Consider the following 22,906-nt stretch of genomic DNA (forward strand, 5'->3'; position numbering starts at 1 on the left):
GCCGCTTTTTTATCCATTGCCACATTCTACAATGCGACTAAATTTCAGTTATCTGCTAATTGCAGTTGCTTCAGTGCTTTTTTCATCGTGCGACTCGTCAGGCTCGTCATCAGCCAAAGGCATCTATGATGTCGCCCCAGATGACCCGGAGATGAAAGCATCTGAAAAAGCTGCCAAAGCTACGTTAGCTCAATTTTTGGCTGTAGTCCAGAATCATGATAGTACTGCACATAGTTTTGCGGTTAAACTACCATTTGCTGCAGGCGGCGATAATGAGTATCTATGGTTAGGAGAGCTTTCACTTGAAGACGGAAAATGGTATGGAACCGTCGATAACACGCCAGAGTACACTCAGGAAGTAAAATATGGCGAGAAAGTAGAATTTGATACAGCCCGCGTAGCTGATTGGAACTACACCAAAAATGGCGTGCTGATTGGGGGATACTCCATCAGGCTGCTTCGCAATCGAATGAACCCAGAGCAAAGAGCAGAATTTGATAAAAGCACCAATTGGACTATCAAATAAAAAGCGGCGCTTGATTGACCAAGCGCCGCTTTTTATTTAAGTTTAACAGGTAGTCCGAACTTTGGCCCTGCCAACTTTCGCTTGCAATTCGGGTTACAGCTACTTCGCCACCACCGCCGTAGCAATGCTCAGCTCCTTCAGCTGCGCCCCGGAAATCGGCGAGGGCGAGTCTATCATCACGTCGCGGCCCGAGTTATTTTTCGGGAAGGCGATGAAGTCGCGGATGGAGTCGGCGCCGCCGAACAGGGAGCAGAGGCGGTCGAAGCCGAAGGCGATGCCGCCGTGGGGCGGGGCGCCGTACTCGAAAGCGTCGAGCAGGAAGCCGAACTGGGCCTGGGCCTCCTCGGGCGTGAAGCCCAGCAGCTCAAACATGCGGGCCTGCACGGCGCGGTCGTGGATGCGGATGGAGCCGCCGCCCACTTCCACGCCGTTTATCACCAGGTCGTAGGCATTGGCGCGCGCCTGGCCGATGGTGGCGGGGTTGTCGAGCAGGTGCAGGTCCTCGGGCTTGGGCGAGGTGAAGGGGTGGTGCATGGCAAAGTAGCGGCCCTCCTCTTCCAGGAACTCCAGCAGGGGGAAGTCAATCACCCACAGCGGAGCAAAGGTGTCCTTGTCGCGCAGGCCCATGCGGTTGCCCATTTCCAGGCGCAGCTCGCTCATGGCCTTGCGGGTTTTGCCTTCGGGGCCGGCCAGCAGCAGCATCAGGTCGCCGGGCTTGGAGCCGAGCATGGCTTTCCAGCGCTGCAGCTCGTCCTGGGAATAGAACTTATCTACCGACGACTTCACCGAGCCGTCGCTTTCAACGCGGGCGTACACCAGGCCGGTGGCCCCGATTTGCGGGCGCTTCACCCACTCGGTCAGCTCGTCAATCTGCTTGCGGGTGTAGGGCGCGCAGTTGTGGGCGTTGATGGCCAGCACCAGCTCAGCGCTGTCGAACACCGGAAAGCCCTGGCCTTTGGCGAGGTCCGTAAAGTCGGTCAGCTCCATGCCGAAGCGCACGTCGGGCTTGTCGTTGCCGTAGCGGCGCATGGCTTCGGCGTAGGTCATGCGGGGCACGCTCACCAGCTCGATGCCTTTTACTTCGCGGAACAGGTAGCGGGTAAGGCCCTCAAAGGTGTTGAGAATGTCTTCCTGGGTTACGAAGGCCATTTCGCAGTCAATCTGCGTGAACTCCGGCTGGCGGTCGGCGCGCAGGTCTTCATCACGGAAGCACTTCACAATCTGGAAGTAGCGGTCGAAACCAGCCACCATCAGCAGCTGCTTGAAGGTTTGGGGCGACTGCGGCAGGGCGTAGAACTCGCCGGGGTTCATGCGCGAGGGCACCACAAAGTCGCGGGCACCTTCGGGCGTGCTCTTGATGAGCACCGGCGTTTCTACTTCGATGAAGTCCTGGCCGTCGAGGAAGCGGCGGGTGGCCTGGGCCACGCGGTGGCGTAGCTCAAGGTTGCGGCGCACGGGGTTGCGGCGCAGGTCGAGGTAGCGGTACTTCATGCGCAGGTCGTCGCCGCCGTCGGTTTCGTCCTCAATGAGGAAGGGCGGCAGCTTGGCCGGGTTCAGCACCTCCAGCGTTTCCACCCGGATTTCGATGTCGCCGGTGGGGATGTGGGCGTTTTTGGAGTAGCGCTCGGCCACGCGGCCCGTCACGCAGAGCACGAACTCACGGCCAAGGTGGCGGGCTTTTTCGCGCACTTCTTCACTTTCCACGCCTTCTTCCAGGACCAGCTGGGTGAGGCCGTACCGGTCGCGCAGGTCAATCCAGAGAATGCCGCCTTTGTCGCGGGTGCGCTGCACCCAGCCGCAGAGGGTGACGGTTTGACCAATATGTTCGGCGCGGAGCTGGCCGCAGGTGTGGGTTCTTAACATGAGCCGCAGAGTTATCGAATTGGACGGAGAAAACGGAATGACATTTCCATTAAACCGGGCGCGAAGGTAGCCACGAACGCGGCGGGGGAAAAGCAGTCGGCGCTATTGCCATCTCCGGCAGGGCTGTTCCACAACGCGGCTGGGGGTAAAATCAGGCGCTGCAACCGCCGACTTTGGTACGGAGTATGCAAAGGCGGCCGCAACTGTGTTCCTTTGTCGTTCCAATTCCTCTTTTCGCACTCATGAAATTTCTTCCCGCCCTCGCCCTTGCCGCTGCCCTGCTGACGGGCGGTGCTGCCCAGGCCCAGACCAAAGTAAAAACCAAAACCAAGACCGACCAGGTGTCGGTGAAGTCCAAAGAAGCCGGTGAGGTGCAGCTCGACGGACCCGTGAAGCGCGTCGAAACCCTGTCGGGCATCGATGTATACCCCAAGCCCAAGTCCAACACCGTGATGCTGAGCTTCACCCAGCAGTTTACCAAGCCCGGCACGCTGGTGATGACCGACTACAAGAACAAGGTGATTTACCAGACGGCGCTTGACCCGGCCAACAACACCGGCGCCCCCGTCGACCTGGGCCGCATTCCGGCCGGCACCTACCTGGTAGAAGCCAAAATCGACAACTACGTGTACTGGAAGAAGGTACGGATTAAGTACCCCACCGCCCGCCGCTAAGCCTGGCATCCTTTCCATCAGCACGTCATGCTGAGCGCCGCGAAACATCTCTACCACGAGCGTAACCCCATTTGAGTGGACTTACTGCCCCGGCCAGATGCTTCGCGGCGCTCCGCATGACGTTCTTGTTAGCTTTTAACCCTTTCCTGAATGAGAATTCTGTCGATTCTGTTTTTCCTGACCCTGAGCCTTGTTGGCTTGGCCCAGCCCGCAGCAAACGTGAAGCTGACAAACACCAAGCTCGGTACCGGCCTTGCCGTGGGCGTGCCCAGCAATTTCGTGGCCATGCCCGACGACGGCATTGCCGTGAAGTTTCCCTCGCCCCGCAAACCCATTGCCGTGTACACTGACCCCAGTGGCCGCGTCGACTTCAGCGTGGCGGTACGCACCACCACCTTCGAGAGCATGGACTACGCTGTGCTGAGCAAGGTGTACAAGGCCAGCATTCAGCGCCTTTACACAAAAGTCGACTTCCTGAAAGAAGACATCCGCACGGTAAATGGCCGCGAGTTCATCTTTTTTGAGTTCGTATCGACCCTGACCGACAACCGACGCAGCAGCCAGCTGCCTCCCATCAAAAAATACCAGACCATCCAATACGCCATTAAAGGGCCGGAAGTGTATGTATTTACCTTCACCGCCCCCGCCGAAGAGCAGCGCCAGTGGCAGCCCACCGGCCTGGCCGTGATGAATGGCATTAACCTGAAGTAAAGCTGGCTTACGGCAGAAAGCCCCGGTGCCCCACGGCGCCGGGGCTTTTTTTGTGGCAACTTTGGCGTTATGAACGACGACTTTTTCATGCTGCAGGCTTTGCAGGAAGCGCAAAAAGCCCTGGCCGAGGAAGAAATTCCCATTGGGGCCGTCGTCGTATTCGAAAACCGCATCATCGGCCGGGGCTACAACCAGACGGAGCGCCTGCGCGACGTAACGGCCCACGCCGAGATGCTGGCCCTAAGCTCGGCAGCCAACCACGTGGGCAACAAGTATTTGTCGGACTGCACGCTGTATGTCACCATTGAACCCTGCGTGATGTGCGCCGGCGCCAGCTACTGGGCCCAGCTGGGCCAGGTAGTGTTTGGGGCCGACGAGCCGAAAGTCGGTTTCCGGCGGTTTGGCCAGCTCTTGCACCCCCGCACCAGGCTGCGCAGCGGGGTCAGAGCCGAGGAATGCGCCGGGCTGATGCGGGACTTTTTCAATTTAAAGCGGAAATAATTTACTTTTGACCATGACATGCGCCCGTGCCAACCCCAGGGCCCGGTTAGTAGTTATACCCACGACACCCTTTCTTTTCAACCAACTCCAACACCTGTTCTATGGCTTTTGAACTCCCCCAGCTCCCGTATGCTACTAATGCACTGGAGCCCCATATCGATGCGAAGACGATGGAAATCCACCATACCAAGCATCACCAGGCTTATGTGACCAACCTCAACAACGCCATTGCCGGCACTGAGATGGAAAACCAGTCGCTGGAAGAGATTATGCACAACATCGCCAAGGCCACGGCTGCGGTGCGCAACAACGGTGGCGGCCACTGGAACCACTCCCTGTTCTGGACCATTCTCTCGCCCAACGGCGGCGGTCAGCCCAACGGCGCCATCGCCGAAGCCATCGACGCCACGTTCGGCAGCTACGACAAGTTCAAGGAAGAATTCACCAAGGCTGCTACCACGCGCTTCGGCTCGGGCTGGGCCTGGCTGTGCAAGCAGGCCGACGGCTCGGTGCAAATCTGCTCCACGCCCAACCAGGACAACCCCCTGATGCCCGACTCCGGCTGCAAAGGCATGCCGGTGCTGGGCCTCGACGTGTGGGAGCACGCCTACTACCTCAACTACCAGAACCGCCGCCCCGACTATATCGCCGCGTTCTACAACCTCATCAACTGGGATGAAGTAAACCGCCGCTTTGCCGAGGCTACGCCCATGTAAGCCAACACGCTTTTTAGCAAAAAGCCCGTTCCAGCGCTGGAACGGGCTTTTTTTTATGCAAGTCAGGCAAGTGGGGCAGCAGTGGTGAGGTAGCCAAAAAAAATCCGTCTCGTACCGACACCGTGGCGGGTAGGCGGGTCTGCACGGTACCCTGTTGGCGCCTGCAGCGCCACGCGAAACGGAATTTGGCGCTACTGACCGGTCAGTTTATCTAGAAAAAAGTCCGGCCAACCAAACAAACCATGTAGGTACATGTTTTATCCCCGCGTCGACCAACCTAACAGTCGCGGCGGGCGCACCGCACCTACTATTATGCCACAACAATTGTTTTCGCCGGCCAAATTGGGCCCCTTCACCCTCAGCAACCACATTGCCATGGCCCCCATGACCCGCAGCCGGGCCCTGGGCAACGTGCCCAATGAGCTAATGGCCGAGTACTACCGCCAGCGCGCCGCGGCCGGCCTCATCATCACCGAAGGCACGGCTCCCTCGCCCAACGGCCTGGGCTATGCCCGCATTCCCGGCTTGTTCAACCAGGCGCAGGTGGAAGGCTGGAAGCCCATCACCCAGGCCGCACACGAGCAGGGCAGCCACATTTTTGTGCAGCTCATGCACGCGGGCCGTATTTTCCACCACCTCAACCTGCCCGCCGGGGCCGAAGGCGTAGCGCCCTCGGCCATTGCCGCTGCCGGCGATATGTGGACCGACCAGGAGCAGATGCAGCCCAACGCCACGCCCCGTGAGCTGGGCAGCGACGAGCTGGCCCAGGTGCGCGACGAGTTTGTACACAGCGCCCGGCTGGCCCTTGAAGCCGGCTTCGACGGCGTGGAGCTGCACGGCGCCAACGGCTACCTGCTGGAGCAGTTCCTCAGCCCCCACAGCAACCAGCGCCGCGACAGCTACGGCGGCAGCGTGCAAAACCGCGCCCGCTTCGTGCTGGAAGTAGCCCAGGCCGTGGCCGACGCCATCGGCCCCGAGCGCACCGGCATCCGCCTCTCGCCCTGGGGCGTAGCGTCCGACATGCCACACTACCCTGAGATTGACGAGACCTACGCCTACCTGGCCGAGGAGCTGCAGAAAATTGGCCTCCTGTACCTGCACCTCGTCGACCACGCCAGCATGGGCGCCCCGGCCGTGCCCGCGGCCACGGTGCACACCATTCGGGAGAAGTTCACCAATGCCCTCATCCTGAGCGGCGGCTACAGTACGGTTGAGCAAATTGAAGAAGCCCTGGCCAGCGGCCGCGCCGACTTGGTGGCCATCGGCCGCCCCTTCATCTCCAACCCCGACTTGATAGAGCGCCTGAAAAACGGCACCCCGCTGGCTCCCCTGGACCCGGCCACGCTCTACGCGCCAGGTCCGAACGGTTTTGCCGACGGCTACACCGACTACCCCACCGCCAATGCCCAGGCCGCTACCCCGGCCCCAGCTTCGGTAGCCTAAAAGCAAAATGTCTTCAGAAAAGCCCTGGCATGATTGCCAGGGCTTTTTTTATGCCTCCGAATTCACTGCTGTCACCCCGTTATCCGGCAGCGACTCATCCCCACCCTCCGGCTTACATGGCTAATGCTATGCCTTATTTCAAGCTCCGACCCGCTTAATCAATGCGGGTGACGCTTGACTAATTTCTCTATCTTTGACAGTCCCGGCCACTTTGTACGGGCTTTTTCTCTTCCTTATCCTCTCTTAAATTCCCACCGTCCACTTTTACCTGACTCCGCATGAATATTAAGTTGCGCCTCACCGTGTTGAGTTTCTTACAATTCTTCATCTGGGGTTCGTGGTTGATAACCATTGGCGCTTACTGGTTTCAAACCAAACAGTGGTCGGGCGCGCAGTTTGGCGCCATCTTCTCGACCATGGGCATTGCCTCCATCTTTATGCCCTCGCTGATGGGCATTGTGGCCGACAAATGGATAAACGCCGAGAAGCTGTACGGCATCCTGCACATTCTGGGAGGGCTGGTGCTCTTCACGGTGCCCATGGTAGCCGACCCCGGCACCATGTTCTGGGTGATGCTGCTGAACATGGTTTTCTACATGCCCACGCTGGCCCTGTCGATTGCGGTTTCGTATTCCGTGCTGAAAAAGCAGGACCTGGATGTGGTGAAGGAGTACCCACCGATTCGGGTATGGGGCACCATCGGCTTTATTGCGGCCATGTGGACGGTGAGTCTGCTGGGGCTGGAAACGTCGGCCAGCCAGTTCTACGTAGCCGCCGGCGCAGCCTTATTGCTGGGGGTGTACTCTTTTACCCTGCCGGCCTGCCCGCCGCCCTCCAGGGAAACATCGAGCCGCACCCTGGCCGATGTGCTAGGCCTGAAATCCTTTGCCCTGCTGCGCGACACCAAGATGCTCACCTTCTTTCTGTTTGCCATGCTGCTGGGCGCGGCCCTGCAGCTGACCAACGCCTACGGCGACACCTTCCTGCATGATTTCGACAAGGTGCCGGCCTACAAGGACACCTTCGCGGTAAAGCACCCGGCCATCATCATGTCCATCTCCCAGGTTTCTGAAACCCTGTTTATTCTGGCCATTCCCTTCTTCCTGCGTCGATTCGGCATCAAGCAGGTAATGCTGTTCAGCATGATTGCCTGGGTGCTGCGCTTTGGCCTGCTGGCCTTCGGCACCCCCGATATGCCCGGCCTGTCGCTGATTATCCTCTCTTGCATCGTGTACGGCATGGCCTTCGACTTCTTCAACATCTCCGGCTCGCTGTTCGTCGAAACCCAGACGGCTTCTTCCATCCGGGCCAGTGCCCAGGGCTTGTTTATGATGATGACCAATGGCTTCGGGGCCGTGCTGGGCAGCCTGGTGAGCGGTATCATTATCGAGAAGTACTTCACCAACGCCGACAATACCATGAACTGGCAGGGCATCTGGCTCACCTTCGCAGCTTACTCCCTGGTTATTGCCATCCTGTTCGTCATCTTCTTCAAGCACAAGCACACCACGCAGCCAGCTGCCGAGACCCAGCCCGACCAGGCGCCCGCCACAGCAGCGGCTTAAGCTCGTCAATACAAAAATGGTATAAAAAGAGTCTGCTTTTAGCACAACAAAAAAGCCGTTCTGCGCAATGCAGAACGGCTTTTTTGTTGTGTAGCGCGGAATTTTATTCCGCGGCGAGCGAAGCGAGCAACGAGTTTCGCAGCCAGCCCAGCTCCTTTATTACCCTAGCGTTGCGGAATGAAATTCCGCGCTCGGCTTACTTATTGCCAAAAAAGAAGTCGGCTTCAATCTGGGCGTTTTCGTCGGAGTCGGAGCCGTGTACAGCGTTGGCTTCGATGCTCTTGGCGTACTTCTTCCGGATGGTGCCTTCCTCGGCGTTGACCGGGTTGGTAGCGCCGATGAGGGTGCGGAAATCAGCTACGGCGTTGTCTTTCTCCAGCACGGCCGCCACGATGGGGCCGCTGGACATGTACTTCACCAGGTCGCCGTAGAAAGGGCGCTCCTTGTGCACGGCGTAGAACTCGCCGGCGCGCTCGGGGGTCAGGGAAACTTTCTGAAGCTCAACAATGCGGAAGCCGCCCTGCTCAATCATGCTCAGGATGCCACCGATGTGGTTTTCCTGAACGGCATCGGGCTTAATCATCGTGAACGTGCGGTTTGTGGCCATTGGAATGGGGTATGTGGGTTTACAGGTTATTGCGGGGCAAAAGTAGCTACAAACCGCTGGGCGGCATTCACCGACGCTGAGCGGGCGTTGAGCCGCTTTAACAGAACCTTTCGGGGCAGGTCGGTTGTTGGAAACATATTTCTTCCGACTTTTGCCCCCCGTTTCGGTCTAACCCACCGTGCCTTAGTTGTTATCATCAGGTCATTCACGTTGTCGATGTCCACTCCTATCACCGCGCTGCAGGAATTGCTGTCACAGCCCCGGCAGGTTGTTATCACCACCCACCACAAGCCCGACGCCGACGCGCTGGGCTCCTCGCTGGCCTGGGCCGGCTACCTCAAGCAGAAAGGCCACCACGTAACGGTGGTGACGCCTTCCGACTACCCCGCCTTCCTCAACTGGATGGAAGGCAACGACGAAGTAGTCGTGTACGAAAAGCGGCAGAATGACCGCCAGGTACGCGACCTCATGCAGCGGGCAGAGGTAATTTGCTGCCTCGACTTCAGCTGCCTGGGCCGCATCAACGAGCTGGGCGAGTACGTGCGCCAGGCCCCGGCCACCAAGGTGCTCATCGACCACCACCAGCAGCCCGAGGATTTTGCCGACATCAGCTTCTCCCGCCCCGAGGCGGCGGCCACGGCCGAGCTCATCTTCGAAATCATCCGTGATTTGGGCGACCAGCCCCTCATCACCAAGGAAATTGGGGAAGCGCTGTACGCCGGCATCATGACCGACACGGGCTCCTTCCGCCACCCCAGCACCTCCCGCAACGTGCACCTCATCATTGCCGAGCTGCTCAAGGAAGGCATCGACCTCTCGGCCGTGCACCGCCGCATCTACGACTCCCACTCCGAAATTCGCCTGCGCTTCCTGGGCTTTGTCCTCAAAGACAAGCTCATCGTCAACCGCGAATACAACACCGCCTACATTGCCATCAGCCAGGACGAGCTGCGCGAGTACGACAGCAAAACCGGCGACACGGAAGGCCTGGTTAACTACGCACTTAGCATTGAAGGCATTGTCTTCGCGGCGGTGTTCATCGACCGCGGCGTGGCCGTAAAAATTTCTTTCCGCTCGGTGGGCGAGTTCTCGGTCAGCGACTTCTCCCGTCGTCATTTCGACGGCGGCGGCCACCACAACGCCGCGGGCGGCATCAGCTACCTGCCGCTGAATGCAACGGTGGAGCGCTTTCTGGGCCTCTTGCCCGAGTATAAGGAGCAGCTGACCGGCGAGCCCCTGGCGGTTGCGCCGCCCGCAGCGTAACTTTGGGGCTAATCCTAGGCAATTCTGTTTTTCACTTCTTTCTTTTTCATGCTTTTCTCCTCCCGCCCTGCGCGGCACTTGGCCCTGGCGGCCGGCCTGCTGAGCTTCGCAACCCTTACTGCCTGTAACAAAGACGGCGGTGAATCCGGTGGTTTCTCCAAAACCAAGTCCGGCATCGAATACAAAATCTTCAAAAAGGTTGGTAACAAGTACGAGCAGCGCGAAATAGGCGCCGAAGGCGACCCCACCTACAAGGACCGCATTGGCAAGTTCCTGACCGGCTACCTCTCCTACCGCACCGGCAAAGACTCCGTGCTGGAGGACACCCGCAAAAAGCTGAACTCGGTAGTGCCCCTGCCCCTGGTGGAGCTCAAGCAGAAAGGCACCCCCGAGGAAGCCTTCTCCCTGCTGCAGCCCGGCGACAGCGGCGTGTTCCGCTTTCAGGCCGACTCCCTCTTTAAGGGCCCCGGCCGCAGCGTGCCCGGCTACCTGAAAAACAGCGGCAACGTGGTGGTAATGCACCTGGCCACGGAAAAGCTTATCGATGAAGCCGCGGCCATGGCCATGCAGCAGGAGCTGCAGCAGAAGATGATGGCCCAGCAGCAAAAAGAAATGATGGCCTACGCCAGCGAGCAGCTGAAGAAGGACGACGTGGTGCTGCAGGAGTACATCAAAAAGAACAACCTGGTCGGCATGAAGAAGACGCCTTCGGGCATGTACTACCAGGTAACCAAGCCCGGCACCGGCCCCAAGGCCAAGCCCGGCCAGACGGTAAGCGTCAACTACATGGGCACCTTGCTCACGGGCAAGATGTTCGACTCGTCGGAAAAATCCGGCAAGCCCTTTGATTTCCCCCTGGGCCAGGGCCAGGTGATTCCGGGCTGGGACGAAGGCATTGCCCTGCTCAACAAAGGCAGCCGCGCCATTCTGCTCATTCCCTCTACGCTGGCCTATGGGCAGCGCGGGGCCGGCGCCGACATTCCGGCCGACTCGCCCCTGCGCTTTGAGGTGGAATTAGTTGATATTAAGTAATGTTAACGCAGCCGGTTGGCAGCAGAAGCGGGCTTTGTGGCCTGCTTCTGCTGCCAACCGGCTGTTTGATTTTAAAGCTCGTTGTTTATGAAAAACTCTCTTCTTCGCCTGCCTTCCCTGCTGCTCGGCTTTGTGCTGTTGCTTTCGGCTCCGGCTCTGTGGAGCTGCAGCACCGAAACGTCTTTTGCCAGGACCCTGCGCGAACACCAGGAGAAGTACAAAGTCATCGACGACGACACCATCCAGAGCTACCTGCGCCGCAACAACTACCTGAGCCGCTCCGAGGCAACGGGTACGGGCCTGCACCTGGTAACCATAGAAAACGGGCAGGGCCGACAGGTGACGGCAGGCAAGCAGGTGCGGGTGAAGTACATCGGGCGCTTTCTTAACAACAGCTACAGCAACACGCTTTTTGCGCCCGGAAGCATTTTCGACAATTCCACTGAAAACCGCACTGTCTGTGGCTGTGCCGTGTTTACGGCGGGCTCGGGTACCGTGGCCGGCTTCAGCGAAGGCTTGCTTCGCATGCGCGAACGCGACCGTAAGCTCCTGCTTATCCCCTCCCGCCTGGGCTATGGCCCTAATGGCCAGCTCAACAGCAACAATTCGGGCTACATCATTCCGCCCGACGCCACGCTGCTGTTCGACGTGGAAATTCTCAGCGTATCTGAATAGCCCCTACCATGACAGGGCGCGCTACTGGCTTTTTTCAGGGCTTGGCCCTGGCCGCGCTGCTGCTGCAGCCTGCTTGGGGGCAGTCGCAGACTGCACCTAAACCCACTGTCCCTGGTGTGCCAACCGCCCCCGTAGCGGGCTCCGACACCACCCGGGCCACCACCCAGCTGACGCCGGGCGGCGTACGCTACCTGGTGCATTCCCGGGGCACCGGCCCGGTTCCTAAGCCCGGCAGCCGCGTAGCCGTACGCTATACGGGCTTTCTGCCCAACGGCCACGTCTTCGACGCCACTGCCGCCTCCGGTGGCCCCCTGCGGTTTCGGGTCGGGCGGGGCGAAGTCATTAAGGGCTGGGACGAGCTGTTGCTGCTCCTGCCTGCCGACTCCCGGGTGCGGGCCTGGATTCCGGCGTCGCTGGCCTATGGTGAAAAAGGCGTCCGCGACCCCGATGACGACTCCCGCTACCTGATTCCCCCCAACACTGAACTGATGTTTGAGCTGCACCTGATTAGCGTGCGCTAACCACTGGCCAGCAACCCCCAGCCGGCTTTTTTTCCGAACCCCCATGATGCGTCCGACCTTCTTTATCCCCATGCTGGCCCTGCTTGGTCTGGCGCAGGCTAGCCAGGCCCAGGGGCCTGCCAATTTTGCCCGCCTGCCTTCCGGTATCGAATACAAGCTGTTTCGGAAAGACGCATCAGGCCGCTTCCAGCCCCGGGCATTAGCCCCGGCTGGCGACGCCCCCTACACCAGCCGGGCCGGACAGTTCATGACCATGCACATCGAGTACCGCACCGGTCGCGACTCGGTGCTGATGAACTCGCGCCGCATGCAGGCCGTGCCGCAGCCGTTTCCGCTGGCGGCCCAGCCCGTCCGGGGCGGCCTTGAAGACGCGCTAACGCTGATGCTGCCCGGCGACAGCGCCGTGTTCCGCTTCCAGGCCGACTCGGTGTTCAGCAAAACCTTCCGGCAGCCAGTCCCGCCTTTCATTAAGAAGGCCGGCAACACGCTCAACGTATCGGTGAGCACCTTTGAGCAGTTTACGGAAGCCGAGATGGCCGCCCGGCAGCAGAAGATGCAGGCCGAGCAGCAACGCCTGGCTGCCGCCGCTGCCGCCAAGCAGACGGCCCAGGATGAAGCAGCCATTCTGGACTATCTGAAAAGCAAAAAAGCAACGGCCCGCAAAACCCCCGGTGGCACGTACTACCTGGTAACCCGCCCCGGCAGCGGCCCGCTGCCCAAGCAAGGACAGACGGTGAGCGTACTCTACCGCGGCACCATTCTCAGCACGGGCCAGGAGTTCGACGCCTCGGCCAAGCACGGCAACCAGCCTTTTTCCTTTGTGCTCGGCCAGGGCCAGGTGATTCAGGGCTGGGACCAGGGCGTGGCCATGCTGCCCAAAGGCAGTAAGGCTGTTTTGTACATCCCTTCCCCGCTGGGCTACGGCACCCGCGGTGCCGGCGCCGATATTCCACCGAACGCCGTGCTGCGCTTCGAAGTGGAAGTCACCGACATTAAATAAAGAAGTGCCCGGCAGTAGTTGCCGGGCACTTTTGCTTTAGGTCAAAGGTAGATGGCCGAGCTATGGTGAGTTGAACGCCAAGCCCGCCCGTTGCGGCCAGTGGTTTATTCAGCCAGCACCTGGGACAGGATATCGAGCGAGCGAATTTCCCCCAGCTGCTCCACATGCAGCTGGTAGTAGCGGAGCAATACGTTCAGCAGCTCGCGCCGGACCCGGCCATTGGGAATGGTGCTCTGCTGCCCTCCCGCCAGCAGCTCGTCGAAGTAGCCTTCAAACTCCTTAAGCCGCAGCACGGCCGGGCCGGTGCTGCCCTGCGCGGTAGCGGCATGCCCGGCCATGAGCACCTGGTCGGTTAGCTCGGCCCCGCTGCTCACCCCGAAGCCCAGGTAGGCGGCCAGCTCCAGCAGAAAAACCAGGGCAAAGTTTTCACTGCCGCTTGCCTGGCGGTCAAAGCCCAGAATGGAGTCGTGCAGAAAATGGAACAGGGCCTCATTCTCTTCCTCTTCCCGCACGGAGCGGCCCACCACTTCCGACAAAAACAGCACCACGCTGCTTTTCTGCACGTCGTAGGGCAGCGTCTGAAAAGGCTCGGAGCAGCGGTATTCCGATAAGCGGGACAGGGTGCTGGTGCCGCGCGTGGTGTAGGCAACCAGGTCGAGCAGGGTAAAAGGCTGAAAAAGCGCTATTCGACCCGGAGGCTTGGCTTTGCGCACGCCATTCACGATGTAGCTCTGCACCCCCAGCCGCTCGGTGTAGATGCGGGCAATGATGCTGGTTTCGCGGTACTTGAGGTAGCTCAGAACGATGCCTCGGGTTTTAACTAGCATGTGCTGCTCGATGAGGTAAAAGAGCGGAAACAAATGCCGCTGTACGGGCTCTGTCTCCTTTTTACTTACTCAGTACGGCTACTTTGCTTACGCAGCCGTTTTTGCCATCGGCATCGGAGGTCAGTACCAGGTACACGCCCGGGCGGACGCGCTGGCCCTGGGAATCGTTCAGGTTCCATTCCACAGTGCCGCCGTTGGCCTTGGTAGAGTACACCAGGTGCCCGGCCACATCGGTAATTTTCACCAAAGCGTTATTCACTACCCCGGATATCCCCACCACTCCGGTAAAGCCCGGCCGTACCGGGTTGGGAAATACCTTGCTGCAGCTCGGCGGGCCTTCGGTAACCGTAGCCGTGCCCCGGTAGGCCACTACGCCCGCATTGGTAGCCACCCACACCTCACCGGTCTTGTTGTTCACCTCCACATCCACAATCTGATTAGAAGGCAGGGGGCTATTGGTCATCGTGAAGTGCAGCAGGGCCTCCTTGGCATCGTCGCTGAACAGCCACAGGCCCCGGTCGGTACCCAGCCACTTGCGGTTGCCGCCGTCTACGGCTATGGCTTTCACCGCCTCGTTGAAGAGCACCGGAAAGCCGGAGCCCTCACCGCGGCGCACAATGGGCGTTTGAAAAACCGTTTCCGGTAAAAAAGCGCCACTGCTGCCGTACAGCACAGCCACTCCTTTAATGGTTGCGGCCCAGATGTTGCCATCCCGGTCTTTCACCAGGTCATATATCTCACCTTCGGGCAGGCCATCAGCCGTTGTAAAGGTGCGGGTATTGCCCGTGGCCGGGTCCAGCACGGTAATGCCCAGGCGCTGGCCGGCATTGGCCTTGCGCGCAGCCGATACCCACACAAAGCCGTTGTCGTCCAAGGCAATGCGGTCCAGGTTATCTGCTCCTACAAAGTTTGGCGAGCGCACCCATTCCGAGGTGGCGGGCTTAAACAGCAGCAGCCCGGAGATGCCGGTGCGCAGGTGGCGGTTTACCACCCACACGTTACCGTCCTCATCGGCGGCTACGTCGGTTATCCGGTCGGTGTTGGGAAAGCCCCAGTTCAGAATAGGACTGCCCGGGGTGCTGGATGTAAACTGCCGAAACTGGCCCGGTCCTTTCCATTCCAGCAGCCCATTGTTGTAGCTGGCTACATACAAGGTCCCATCGGGGGTGCGGGTCCCGCGGCTTACCTCCTGCGGGTTAGGGTAGCTGTTGGTGGAAGGGTACCTTGCACTGGTAACATTGCTCCACTGCCCTTCCTTGTACTCATAGAACCCCTGCGTGCGGCCCAGGGGATTATATCGGTCAGAATAACCACCGGTGAATATGGTCACGCTGTTCGAATGGGCATCGGCCAGCACTGAAAATGCCTTATCGGTTTCGGGGCCGTTTGCCGTGTACCGCTCCGGAGCCCGCGTGCTACCCGGGAACACCTGCATCAGCCCATCGTTATAGCTGGCAATGTAGTAGCTGCCGTCTTTCGAGCGCACGGCGTCCTGAATGTTGGTTCCCGACGCGGCCGGGGAAATCAGCTGCGTAAAATTACCGGCCCGGTCGTAGCGCCGCACGCCATTGGGCTCATCAATTATGAGCAGACCAGTAGAGCTGGGGCGCAAGCGCAGAACCCGAAAAGTATAAGCGCCATAAAGTATCTGCCAGTTGCCGGTGCTGAAGTCAAACCGATACAGGTCGCCACCCTCTATCACGGTGTATACGTTGCCGGCATAGGTTGCCAGCGACCGGTAAATATCATAGTTGCTCTGCAGCAGCTGCGGTGTCCGCACCGTCCAGTTGCGGTAGTCAAGCAGGTTGCTGCTCAGCCGGGCATGCAGCAGGCCAACCGAGGTAGCGGCAACAATAAATCCATTGCCTACCGTGGTGGCATATACCCGCACCTGCGAAGCATTAGGTCCAATGTTGGTATAGGTTTCGCTGACCTCCAGCTTATCCAGGTTGAGCTCGACAATACCAAAGCTAGCTGCTATATAAGCCCGGTTGGCGTTGATGTACACCTGGAAGATTTCCCGGGTCCCCGGAATGGCCTTGCGTAGAATATCATTCAGGTTCCGGACGCTGCCATTGCGCCGGATGATGTCCACGTTGTTGTTGCGGTACACCACCACCGTCTGTTGCCGGGCCGAGTCGTAAGCCAGAGCAGCTACGCCTACATCACTAAGGCCTTCGCGGCGCGAGAGTACCTGGGTAGTGTTTTCGCTTTTGTTCAGCACGAAAAAAGCGTATTCGGTTGCCACGTACAGTCGGTCGCCGGCGTCAGCCAGCTGCTTGGGCCGGCTGGTAGGCAGGTGCAGCTGCCAGTCGCCGTACCCGACGCCCTGGCCACTGGCCGCTACCGCCAGCAGCATCACCCCAACTACGCAGCAAAAACAACGGAAAACGTGTAACATACGCAAAATAAAAAACACAATAAACAAGGGCTGCCGCAGCCCGTCTGCCCTGCCAACGCGTCTGCCCACTATTTAGTGCGTCGCAGTGGCCTGCACCGGGCTGCCCGGGGCCTTGGCCTGCATCCCTTGCAAAAAGCACGGCCGGCACCGGGCCTCATACGAATCGGTTTCGCCCAGCAGCACCTGGCTTTCGCTGGCCGCAATTCGGAAGGAATAAGAAGCTATTTCCCCGCAGCACACGCATACGGCGTGCACTTTGGTTACAAACTCTGCGGTGGCCAGCAAGGCGGGCATCGGTCCAAACGGCCGCCCCAGGTAGTCCATGTCGAGCCCGGCTACAATTACCCGCACGCCATTGTTAGCCAGCTGCCCGCATACTTCTACCAGGGAGTGGTCGAAAAACTGGGCTTCGTCGATGCCCACTACATCGGAGCCGGCTGCCAGCAGTAGAATCTCGGCCGGCAGCGACACGGGCGTTGAGCGGATGCTGTTGGCATTGTGTGACACCACGTCTTCGGCATGGTAGCGGGTATCGAGGCCGGGCTTGAAGATTTCCACCCGCTGCCGGGCAATACGGGCGCGGGTCAGCCGCCGAATCAGCTCCTCGGTCTTGCCCGAAAACATAGAGCCGCACACTACTTCTATCCACCCCCGGTGCGGGGCGTGGTGGCGGTTGCCGACGCGGGGTTCAATAAACAAAGCGAGTGGGGTCGTTGATGGGTTTGGAACCCTAAAGTTAAGAACGAAGCGGGCACGTACCTACCCGCTTTTCGGGCTGCCCACCCACCTTGCGCCTAATGCCAAGGGCCAGACGAAGTTCAGCTCACCCGCTTTTATTGCCGGTAGCGCACGTGCGGCAGCTGAGTGGCCTCGGGTACGCACCCGCTTACGTCACCTTCCGCCAGACGGGCCTGGCAGGTGAGCCGCTCATCGGAGCGCAGGCGGCCCGCGGCGCGGTAGCGTTGTTCGGCGGCCGACAGCGGACTAAGATTTTCCATTCCACTTACTACCTGCAGCCGGCAGGTAGTGCAGCGGCCCCTTGCGCCACAGGCATGCATCCAGTCGTGTCCCGCTGCCTGCAGGGCCGCCAGCAGCGTGCTGTCCTCATAAATTTCTACCACGCCATCGGGTAGGTTCAGAATCGTTAGCAGGGCCATTTATGCCTAACTTCGGCCGCTGAAACATGGCCTCTTATGAACGACAAATATAGCTTCGCCAAATGCGAGCAATACGGGCGCCGCCTCGCCGCCCGGCTGTGCGACCAGCATTTTGGCTCTCAGCCTGATGCGACCCTGGATGGCCCGGCCATTCTGAAGTTTACTTCAGTACGGCAGGTAAACTTGCTTGTGGTACGCCAGCTTATGGGCCAGTGGCAAGGCGAGATGGCCCGCCTGCGCAGCCCCTATTTCGACTTTGAAGCCGAACCGGTGCAAACGGCCCTCACCCAGTTCATGAATGTGCTCTCGCGCCATATCCGCGTAGGCCGGGCCGCCTTCGAGCCCCTGCTGGCCCGCGCTGCTGCCGACACACTCCTGATTGTAGCCGACCCCACAGGCACTTTCGAGCGCCTGTTTCTAGGCAATGAGCCCGAACCGAAAGTGGCCAGGCTGCGCGAGAACCTCCGCTACATCGATTTCGACAAAGACTTTTTCCAAGGCTTTATCGACAGCCTGACGTCCACCGCGGAGCCAACGCGGGAATTTCTGCTCCAGCGCTTCGGCCTCTACCACGCGGCCAATTACAAGGCGCACCAGCCCATGCAGCGCCTGGTAACGGCCCTGAGCTCCCTGCTACCGCTTACCGAGGCTGACCTCCGCGAAGATGGGCCTGTTTCGGCCATTTCTGCTGCCCCCGCAGCACCCGCAGAGCCCAGTGCCAAGCCCCTCGCGAAGGCCGAGCCAGTGCCGACGCCGGCACTGCCCCCCACGCCACCCCCTGCAGCAGCCCCTGCTCCTGCGGCAGCCCCGCAGCCGGCCCCGGTTGAAGTAGTGCCCGAACCGCCGAAGCCGACACCTGTGGCACCAATTGCCGTTCCCAGCTTCGTGGCTGCGGCACCGCCAGAGCCTCTGGCGGCCCCCGTCCCGCCAGCACCGGCGCCCGCGTCATCCGAGGGCCCGCTTATTCCTTTGCACGAAAAGCTGAAAGCACACCGACCCGCCAACGCGCCATTGGCCGAAACCCTGCGCGCCAGCGCCGGTACCGCCCCGATGTCCGAACGTAGCGCACCCAAAGTTGAAACCCTGCGCGAAGCTATATCCATCAACCAGCGCTTTAGCTTCATCAACGAGCTGTTCAATGGCGAAAACATGGAGTACCATTCCGCTATCCAGCAGCTGGATTCCTACCCCAACGCCGAGCTGGCCCGCTCATTTGTCAACAACGACCTGTCCCAACGCTACGACTGGAGCCGGAAAGAAGAACACGTCAATAAGCTGCTAAAGCTCATTGAGCGGAAGTTCGCTTAAGATTCGTGCCTATGCAAGGTCCTGTGCTGGGAGCACGCAGCCGCCAGTGGCTCTTTCCTTGGCTGCTTGCCCTGGCAGCCCTGGCCAACCTGGCTTACCCGCTGTACCAGCACTACGACGTCGCCCACTCCATCGACCCGCGCAGCTACCTGCGCATGGCATCCGGCCGCTTCGACAGCGTCAGCGTAACCCGCCGCTACCGGGTGCTGGTGCCTGCTGCCGCGGCAGCGGTGGCGGCGCCCATTGCCAGTATATATGCCCGGGTATGGCCGCAGCGCCCGGAGGAGCAGTGGCCATTACGCTTCGCCTTCTACCTGGTTAATTGCGGATTGCTGGCTGCTGCTGGCGCCTGCTGGTTCCGTTCTGCCCGCTTAAGCGGGGCTAGCTCGGCCGCGGCAGCCCTGGCCTTACTCGCTGCCCTGAGCAGCCGCTGGGCGGCGTATATCGCGGGGCTCCCCCTTACCGACAGCCTCTATCTTCTCGTTTTTGGCTTGAGCTATTATGCGGTCAAACGCGGCAAGGGGGCCGGCTGGGCCCTTGTCGCGGCATTGCTGCTGGGCCCACTGGCCAAAGAGTCCTTCTGCTTTTTGCTGCCCTGGGTCCTGTGGTTTGGTCGGGCTGCCTTGTCCTGGCCCAGGCAGCTGCTGGCCCTTACGGTGGGCCTGGTGGCTTTGGCCTGCGTGCATGTCTGCATAGACTCCCAGATTCACGCCCAAGCCGGTCATTCGCTGACCAATGCTCTGGAACACCTGGCTAATATCAGTTACTCCCTGCAGCGGGCTGCATCCGTCAAGGGCTTGGGCGAGCTGCTCAGCATTTTCGGCCTCTTTACCCTGGTTCCTTTTTTGGTTTTAGTCAGACAAAAGCGCAAAGGCTCGGCCTTGGCACTTCAGTCAGCTTTCGGCTTTAGCTACGCCGATGCCGCATTTCTGCTGGTTGTTGCGGTTCACATGCTGCTTTCCGGCGACCTTGGGCGCATGGGCTACCTGGCTGCCCCAGTATTTGTGGCAATGTTATCCCTGGCTTTCACGCACTGGCACCGCACCCTCGGCCCGGGAAATACCGCTACCGCTTAGCCCGAGCAGTGCCAGCAGCAGCAGCAGCGGCCACACCGGCACCAGAAAGCGGGCAGCTCCTAATGGCCCGGTCAGTACCGCCACATATAAAAGCAGGCCCGCCAGCCACCAGCGACCAGCCCGTAGCTCCCCCTTCCCTGCCAGCCAGAATCCTCGTGCTGCCAGTAATAGTCTGGCTGCATTGGCAGCTGTTATAAGCGCCAACAGAAAGAGAATACCCAGCGGCAAGCGGAGCAGAGTTGCTGCTAATTCTTGCACGCCAGCAGCCCGCAGCTGTTCCGAAAGGCCTCCGCCTGCTAAGGGAGCTAAATGGAAAAACTGATTGAAGTCAAAACGTCCTGGGTCTAGAAAAAAAGCAAACACCCCCAGGGCATGCTGTCGGGCATACGTGAAGGCATGCGCGCTCAGCATGGTACCCGCTCTTTTCTGAATCAGCTTTTGCCGCTGCGCAAAGCCTGGCTGGGCATTAGCCTCCCGTAGCACATCGCTCACCCACTGGTCTTCGGTTTCCTTTCCATACAGCTGCCTGACTACTCCTGCACCATTGTAATGCAACAGGTTTATTTCGGCAATGCTGGAAAAGTGGTAAAAGCCGGTTCGCTGCTTATTCCACCCCATGTACAGACCCAGTACCAGTACCGGCAGGCAGCCCAGCAATGCCAAGGAAGGCCGTCGGGCGTGCAATGCCATGCCCAGCAGCCCTACCGCAATCAAACCCGCCATAGGATAAAAAACCGGTTTGATAAGCGGAGCCAGACAAGCTGCCAGTACAAGTCCCACCGCCTCCCGTGGTTTCCTGTTTTTCCAGAGCCCTACCCCGTACCACGCAAGCAACAGCACTACACTTTGCAGCAGCAGCTCGCTCATTACAGCATTAGCGTACACAAACTGAGCTGGAAAAAAAAGCAGCAAGCACGCCCAGCCCCATTGCCTGGCTGTAAGAACCGTCTGCTGGCCCCACCACCTAAGCACAAAGCCCATATTGGCAAGGCTTAGCAGGTTCTGCAATACCAATAGCAGTAGGGGCACTTCCTGTGTACTTCTAACCCCCAGCGCCAATAAAAGGACAGGATAAGCTGGTGGCCGAATGGTATACTCCTGGATGGCCTGGCCGCTAGGTTTCGCTTGCGGCCAGGGTCTGGCATATAGCTCCCCATGCTCTGCCAGATTATGAGCCGCTTCAATATAACGGTCAGAATCAGGAAATAGCCAGCTTCGGGTAGCCACCGACCAACCCATGAATATAAGGTGTGCTACAACCAGGCCCGCCCATACCCAATTAGGTACTTCCCCCACACCAGCACGTGCAGCCTTCATCTTACCAGGTCTTGCTTTCGGTACGCATCAAGGGCCAGCAAGCTAAAAAGCAAGATGGTAAACGACCATAGTGACGAGCCCCCATAGCTAAAAAAGGGTAGTGGTATTCCTACAACCGGCGCTAGACCAATCGTCATGCCCATGTTAACGGTGATGTGAAAAAACAGAATACTTGCCACGCAGTAGCCATAATTCCGTCCAAACACCGACTTCTGCCGCTCGGCTACAAAAACGATTCGCCAGAGCAAGGCCAGGTACAACAAAATGACAATGCTACTACCAGCCCACCCAAACTCTTCCCCCACCGTGCAGAATATAAAGTCTGTGCTTTGCTCAGGCACAAAATCAAATTTGGTTTGCGTGCCTTGCAGGAAGCCCTTCCCCAACAAACCACCCGAACCAATAGCAATTTTACTCTGAGTGACGTTCCAGCCTTTCCCCAAAGGGTCAGCGGAGGGATTAATCAGAACTTCAATTCGCTGCCGCTGGTGGGGCTGTAGCACATTATTATAAAAAAAATCGACTCCCAGCACCATCCCCACTACTACTGCCCATACCCCTACCGATAATGGCAGAAAATGCCGCAGTACGCGTCGATTTACTATAAAAACCCCAATCAGGATTATAGTGAAGAAACCAATCAACCACAGCTTGGGCACAAGCAGCGCCATCAGAAGTATTACAGCCCCAGCTGCGAGCAGCAGCAGAATAAGCGGCGACATTCCCTCCCGGAAATAGGCAAGCAGCAAAGCGCCAAATACCAGCGCCTGCCCCGACTCATTAGAGGCAATAATCAACAACGGCGGCACCAACGTAATGCCTGCTAATACCAGCTGGTCTCGCCAGTTTTGATACCGCAGGTTGATGCCTGCCATAAAGCGAGATGCCGCTAATGCTGTTGTAAACTTTGCAAACTCCGCTGGCTGTAACCTTACCGGCCCAAGCTCTAACCATGAACGTGAGCCGGCAATGGGCCTGGCAACAAACATGGTTACCAGCAAAAGCAGCACCATACCTGCATAAAGCACATAAGCTAAGGTATCATACGCCTTATAGTCTACAACAAGTAAAATAACTATAAGTACAACAGCTGTCCCTATCCACAAGAGTTGCTTAAACCAGTTATAAGCCATCAACTGACTGAAGCTCATCTTTCCTAATGCAGACAGAGGGGCCTCCGCTGAGTAACTTGAGGCATATATGCATACCCACCCCATACCGACTAACAAGACATAGAGCAGGACCGTTATCCAGTCTATACTGCGGCTATATCTAGCGGGTGAACTAAGAGACATTAGTACAACTACTTTCTTATCAGAACCTGGCTACTCTCAAGCCAGTAGAAAATCACGCTACCAGGATTCACCAAGTCTAAATAGATTTCAGGTTCTAAAAGACAGGGTGCAGGTAATACATTCAAAAATAACACATGGCCAGCCCACATCTGGTAAATACCCTTAAAACGGGAGAGGCCCCCCTGTTGCTGGTGAAAGCATCAGGGGGGCCTGTTCAGGAGCAAAGGTTGGCGGCGACCGACTCTCCCACCGGTGAAGGCAGTACCATAGGCGCTCCGGGGCTTAACGGCTCTGTTCGGAATGGGAAGAGGTGAACACCCGGGCTAAAGCCACCATTGCTGGCGGGTGTTGCGTGTTCGTGCAACATCCAGTAACGTTGACATAAGGGGACAAAAACGAAGCGCTGGGTGCGCGACTTGACGAAAGTT

General features: G+C 58.9%; 22 protein-coding genes and 1 rRNA gene. 14 read left to right on the forward strand and 9 right to left on the reverse strand.

The annotated features are described in order from the left end of the window. Nucleotides 1-31 precede the first annotated feature (31 nt). Nucleotides 32-526, forward strand: coding sequence for a YegJ family protein (locus tag ABD919_RS13685; RefSeq protein ID WP_345236587.1), 495 nt, complete (start codon nucleotides 32-34; stop codon nucleotides 524-526). 99 nt (nucleotides 527-625) lie between these two features. Here ABD919_RS13685 and aspS read toward each other — a convergent pair whose 3' ends face one another. Further along, nucleotides 626-2,389, reverse strand: coding sequence for an aspartate--tRNA ligase (aspS, locus tag ABD919_RS13690; protein WP_345236588.1), 1,764 nt, complete (start codon nucleotides 2,387-2,389; stop codon nucleotides 626-628). A gap of 242 nt (nucleotides 2,390-2,631) precedes the next feature. Between aspS and ABD919_RS13695 the strand changes: the two genes are divergently transcribed. The 6 genes from ABD919_RS13695 (at nucleotide 2,632) to ABD919_RS13720 (ending at nucleotide 7,999) form a co-directional block, all read left to right on the forward strand. Next, nucleotides 2,632-3,063: a hypothetical protein gene (locus tag ABD919_RS13695; protein ID WP_345236589.1), complete on the forward strand. Its 432-nt coding sequence runs from the start codon at nucleotides 2,632-2,634 to the stop codon at nucleotides 3,061-3,063. A gap of 150 nt (nucleotides 3,064-3,213) precedes the next feature. Further along, the gene (locus ABD919_RS13700) at nucleotides 3,214-3,774 is read left to right on the forward strand and encodes a hypothetical protein (RefSeq protein WP_345236590.1); all 561 of its coding nucleotides are present in this window, start codon (nucleotides 3,214-3,216) and stop codon (nucleotides 3,772-3,774) included. Between the two features lie 69 nt (nucleotides 3,775-3,843). After that, a complete protein-coding gene (locus ABD919_RS13705; RefSeq protein ID WP_345236591.1) occupies nucleotides 3,844-4,275 on the forward strand; it encodes a nucleoside deaminase in 432 nt (143 codons plus the stop codon). A gap of 101 nt (nucleotides 4,276-4,376) precedes the next feature. Next, nucleotides 4,377-4,991 carry a superoxide dismutase gene (locus ABD919_RS13710; RefSeq protein ID WP_345236592.1) on the forward strand — a complete coding sequence of 205 codons (615 nt, stop codon included), beginning with the start codon at nucleotides 4,377-4,379 and terminating at the stop codon, nucleotides 4,989-4,991. 312 nt (nucleotides 4,992-5,303) lie between these two features. Next, entirely contained in the window at nucleotides 5,304-6,434 is a 1,131-nt protein-coding gene (locus ABD919_RS13715; protein WP_345236593.1) for an alkene reductase, read from the forward strand. Nucleotides 6,435-6,712: 278 nt separating this feature from the next. Next, the gene (locus ABD919_RS13720) at nucleotides 6,713-7,999 is read left to right on the forward strand and encodes a nucleoside permease (protein ID WP_345236594.1); all 1,287 of its coding nucleotides are present in this window, start codon (nucleotides 6,713-6,715) and stop codon (nucleotides 7,997-7,999) included. Between the two features lie 196 nt (nucleotides 8,000-8,195). Here the strand turns inward: ABD919_RS13720 and ABD919_RS13725 are convergent, their stop codons facing one another. Then, nucleotides 8,196-8,606, reverse strand: coding sequence for a nucleoside-diphosphate kinase (locus ABD919_RS13725; RefSeq protein WP_345236595.1), 411 nt, complete (start codon nucleotides 8,604-8,606; stop codon nucleotides 8,196-8,198). Between the two features lie 216 nt (nucleotides 8,607-8,822). On the opposite strand from ABD919_RS13725, the gene ABD919_RS13730 reads away from it, so the two are divergent. The 5 genes from ABD919_RS13730 to ABD919_RS13750 all read left to right on the forward strand — a co-directional run bounded on the left by ABD919_RS13730 (nucleotide 8,823) and on the right by ABD919_RS13750 (nucleotide 13,097). Then, on the forward strand, nucleotides 8,823-9,869 hold the full coding sequence (locus ABD919_RS13730) for a DHH family phosphoesterase (RefSeq protein WP_345236596.1): 1,047 nt from the start codon (nucleotides 8,823-8,825) through the stop codon (nucleotides 9,867-9,869). 48 nt (nucleotides 9,870-9,917) lie between these two features. Further along, nucleotides 9,918-10,901 (forward strand): FKBP-type peptidyl-prolyl cis-trans isomerase, encoded by a 984-nt coding sequence (locus ABD919_RS13735; protein ID WP_345236597.1) that lies wholly within the window; start codon nucleotides 9,918-9,920, stop codon nucleotides 10,899-10,901. 87 nt (nucleotides 10,902-10,988) lie between these two features. After that, nucleotides 10,989-11,576 carry an FKBP-type peptidyl-prolyl cis-trans isomerase gene (locus ABD919_RS13740; RefSeq protein WP_345236598.1) on the forward strand — a complete coding sequence of 196 codons (588 nt, stop codon included), beginning with the start codon at nucleotides 10,989-10,991 and terminating at the stop codon, nucleotides 11,574-11,576. A 116-nt stretch (nucleotides 11,577-11,692) separates the two neighbouring features. Beyond that, the gene (locus tag ABD919_RS13745) at nucleotides 11,693-12,097 is read left to right on the forward strand and encodes an FKBP-type peptidyl-prolyl cis-trans isomerase (protein ID WP_345236599.1); all 405 of its coding nucleotides are present in this window, start codon (nucleotides 11,693-11,695) and stop codon (nucleotides 12,095-12,097) included. A 43-nt stretch (nucleotides 12,098-12,140) separates the two neighbouring features. After that, on the forward strand, nucleotides 12,141-13,097 hold the full coding sequence (locus ABD919_RS13750; RefSeq protein ID WP_345236600.1) for an FKBP-type peptidyl-prolyl cis-trans isomerase: 957 nt from the start codon (nucleotides 12,141-12,143) through the stop codon (nucleotides 13,095-13,097). 104 nt (nucleotides 13,098-13,201) lie between these two features. Here the strand turns inward: ABD919_RS13750 and recO are convergent, their stop codons facing one another. The 4 genes from recO to ABD919_RS13770 all read right to left on the reverse strand — a co-directional run bounded on the left by recO (nucleotide 13,202) and on the right by ABD919_RS13770 (nucleotide 17,482). After that, a complete protein-coding gene (gene recO / locus ABD919_RS13755; RefSeq protein WP_345236601.1) occupies nucleotides 13,202-13,924 on the reverse strand; it encodes a DNA repair protein RecO in 723 nt (240 codons plus the stop codon). A gap of 61 nt (nucleotides 13,925-13,985) precedes the next feature. Next, nucleotides 13,986-16,325 (reverse strand): type IX secretion system anionic LPS delivery protein PorZ, encoded by a 2,340-nt coding sequence (porZ, locus tag ABD919_RS13760; RefSeq protein ID WP_345236602.1) that lies wholly within the window; start codon nucleotides 16,323-16,325, stop codon nucleotides 13,986-13,988. A gap of 72 nt (nucleotides 16,326-16,397) precedes the next feature. Then, entirely contained in the window at nucleotides 16,398-17,024 is a 627-nt protein-coding gene (locus ABD919_RS13765; RefSeq protein WP_345236603.1) for a thymidine kinase, read from the reverse strand. A gap of 134 nt (nucleotides 17,025-17,158) precedes the next feature. Next, nucleotides 17,159-17,482, reverse strand: a complete 324-nt coding sequence (locus ABD919_RS13770) for a 2Fe-2S iron-sulfur cluster-binding protein (RefSeq protein WP_345236604.1) — start codon at nucleotides 17,480-17,482, stop codon at nucleotides 17,159-17,161. A gap of 36 nt (nucleotides 17,483-17,518) precedes the next feature. Here ABD919_RS13770 and ABD919_RS13775 point away from each other — a divergent pair, with 36 nt between their 5' ends. Then, nucleotides 17,519-18,790, forward strand: a complete 1,272-nt coding sequence (locus ABD919_RS13775; protein WP_345236605.1) for a hypothetical protein — start codon at nucleotides 17,519-17,521, stop codon at nucleotides 18,788-18,790. Between the two features lie 11 nt (nucleotides 18,791-18,801). Then, on the forward strand, nucleotides 18,802-19,866 hold the full coding sequence (locus ABD919_RS13780; RefSeq protein WP_345236606.1) for a hypothetical protein: 1,065 nt from the start codon (nucleotides 18,802-18,804) through the stop codon (nucleotides 19,864-19,866). Here ABD919_RS13780 and ABD919_RS13785 read toward each other — a convergent pair. The 3 genes from ABD919_RS13785 to rrf all read right to left on the reverse strand — a co-directional run bounded on the left by ABD919_RS13785 (nucleotide 19,804) and on the right by rrf (nucleotide 22,815). Beyond that, complete coding sequence (locus tag ABD919_RS13785) at nucleotides 19,804-20,874, reverse strand: hypothetical protein (RefSeq protein WP_345236607.1); 1,071 nt, start codon at nucleotides 20,872-20,874, stop codon at nucleotides 19,804-19,806. The two genes, ABD919_RS13780 and ABD919_RS13785, sit on opposite strands and share 63 nt — an antisense overlap. 305 nt (nucleotides 20,875-21,179) lie before the next feature. Beyond that, a complete protein-coding gene (gene rodA, locus ABD919_RS13790; protein WP_345236608.1) occupies nucleotides 21,180-22,478 on the reverse strand; it encodes a rod shape-determining protein RodA in 1,299 nt (432 codons plus the stop codon). Between the two features lie 225 nt (nucleotides 22,479-22,703). Continuing rightward, a 5S ribosomal RNA gene (gene rrf, locus ABD919_RS13795) occupies nucleotides 22,704-22,815 on the reverse strand. Nucleotides 22,816-22,906 lie beyond the last annotated feature (91 nt).

It is taken from the genome of Hymenobacter saemangeumensis, from assembly GCF_039541835.1.
GTDB classification, from domain to species: domain Bacteria; phylum Bacteroidota; class Bacteroidia; order Cytophagales; family Hymenobacteraceae; genus Hymenobacter; species Hymenobacter saemangeumensis.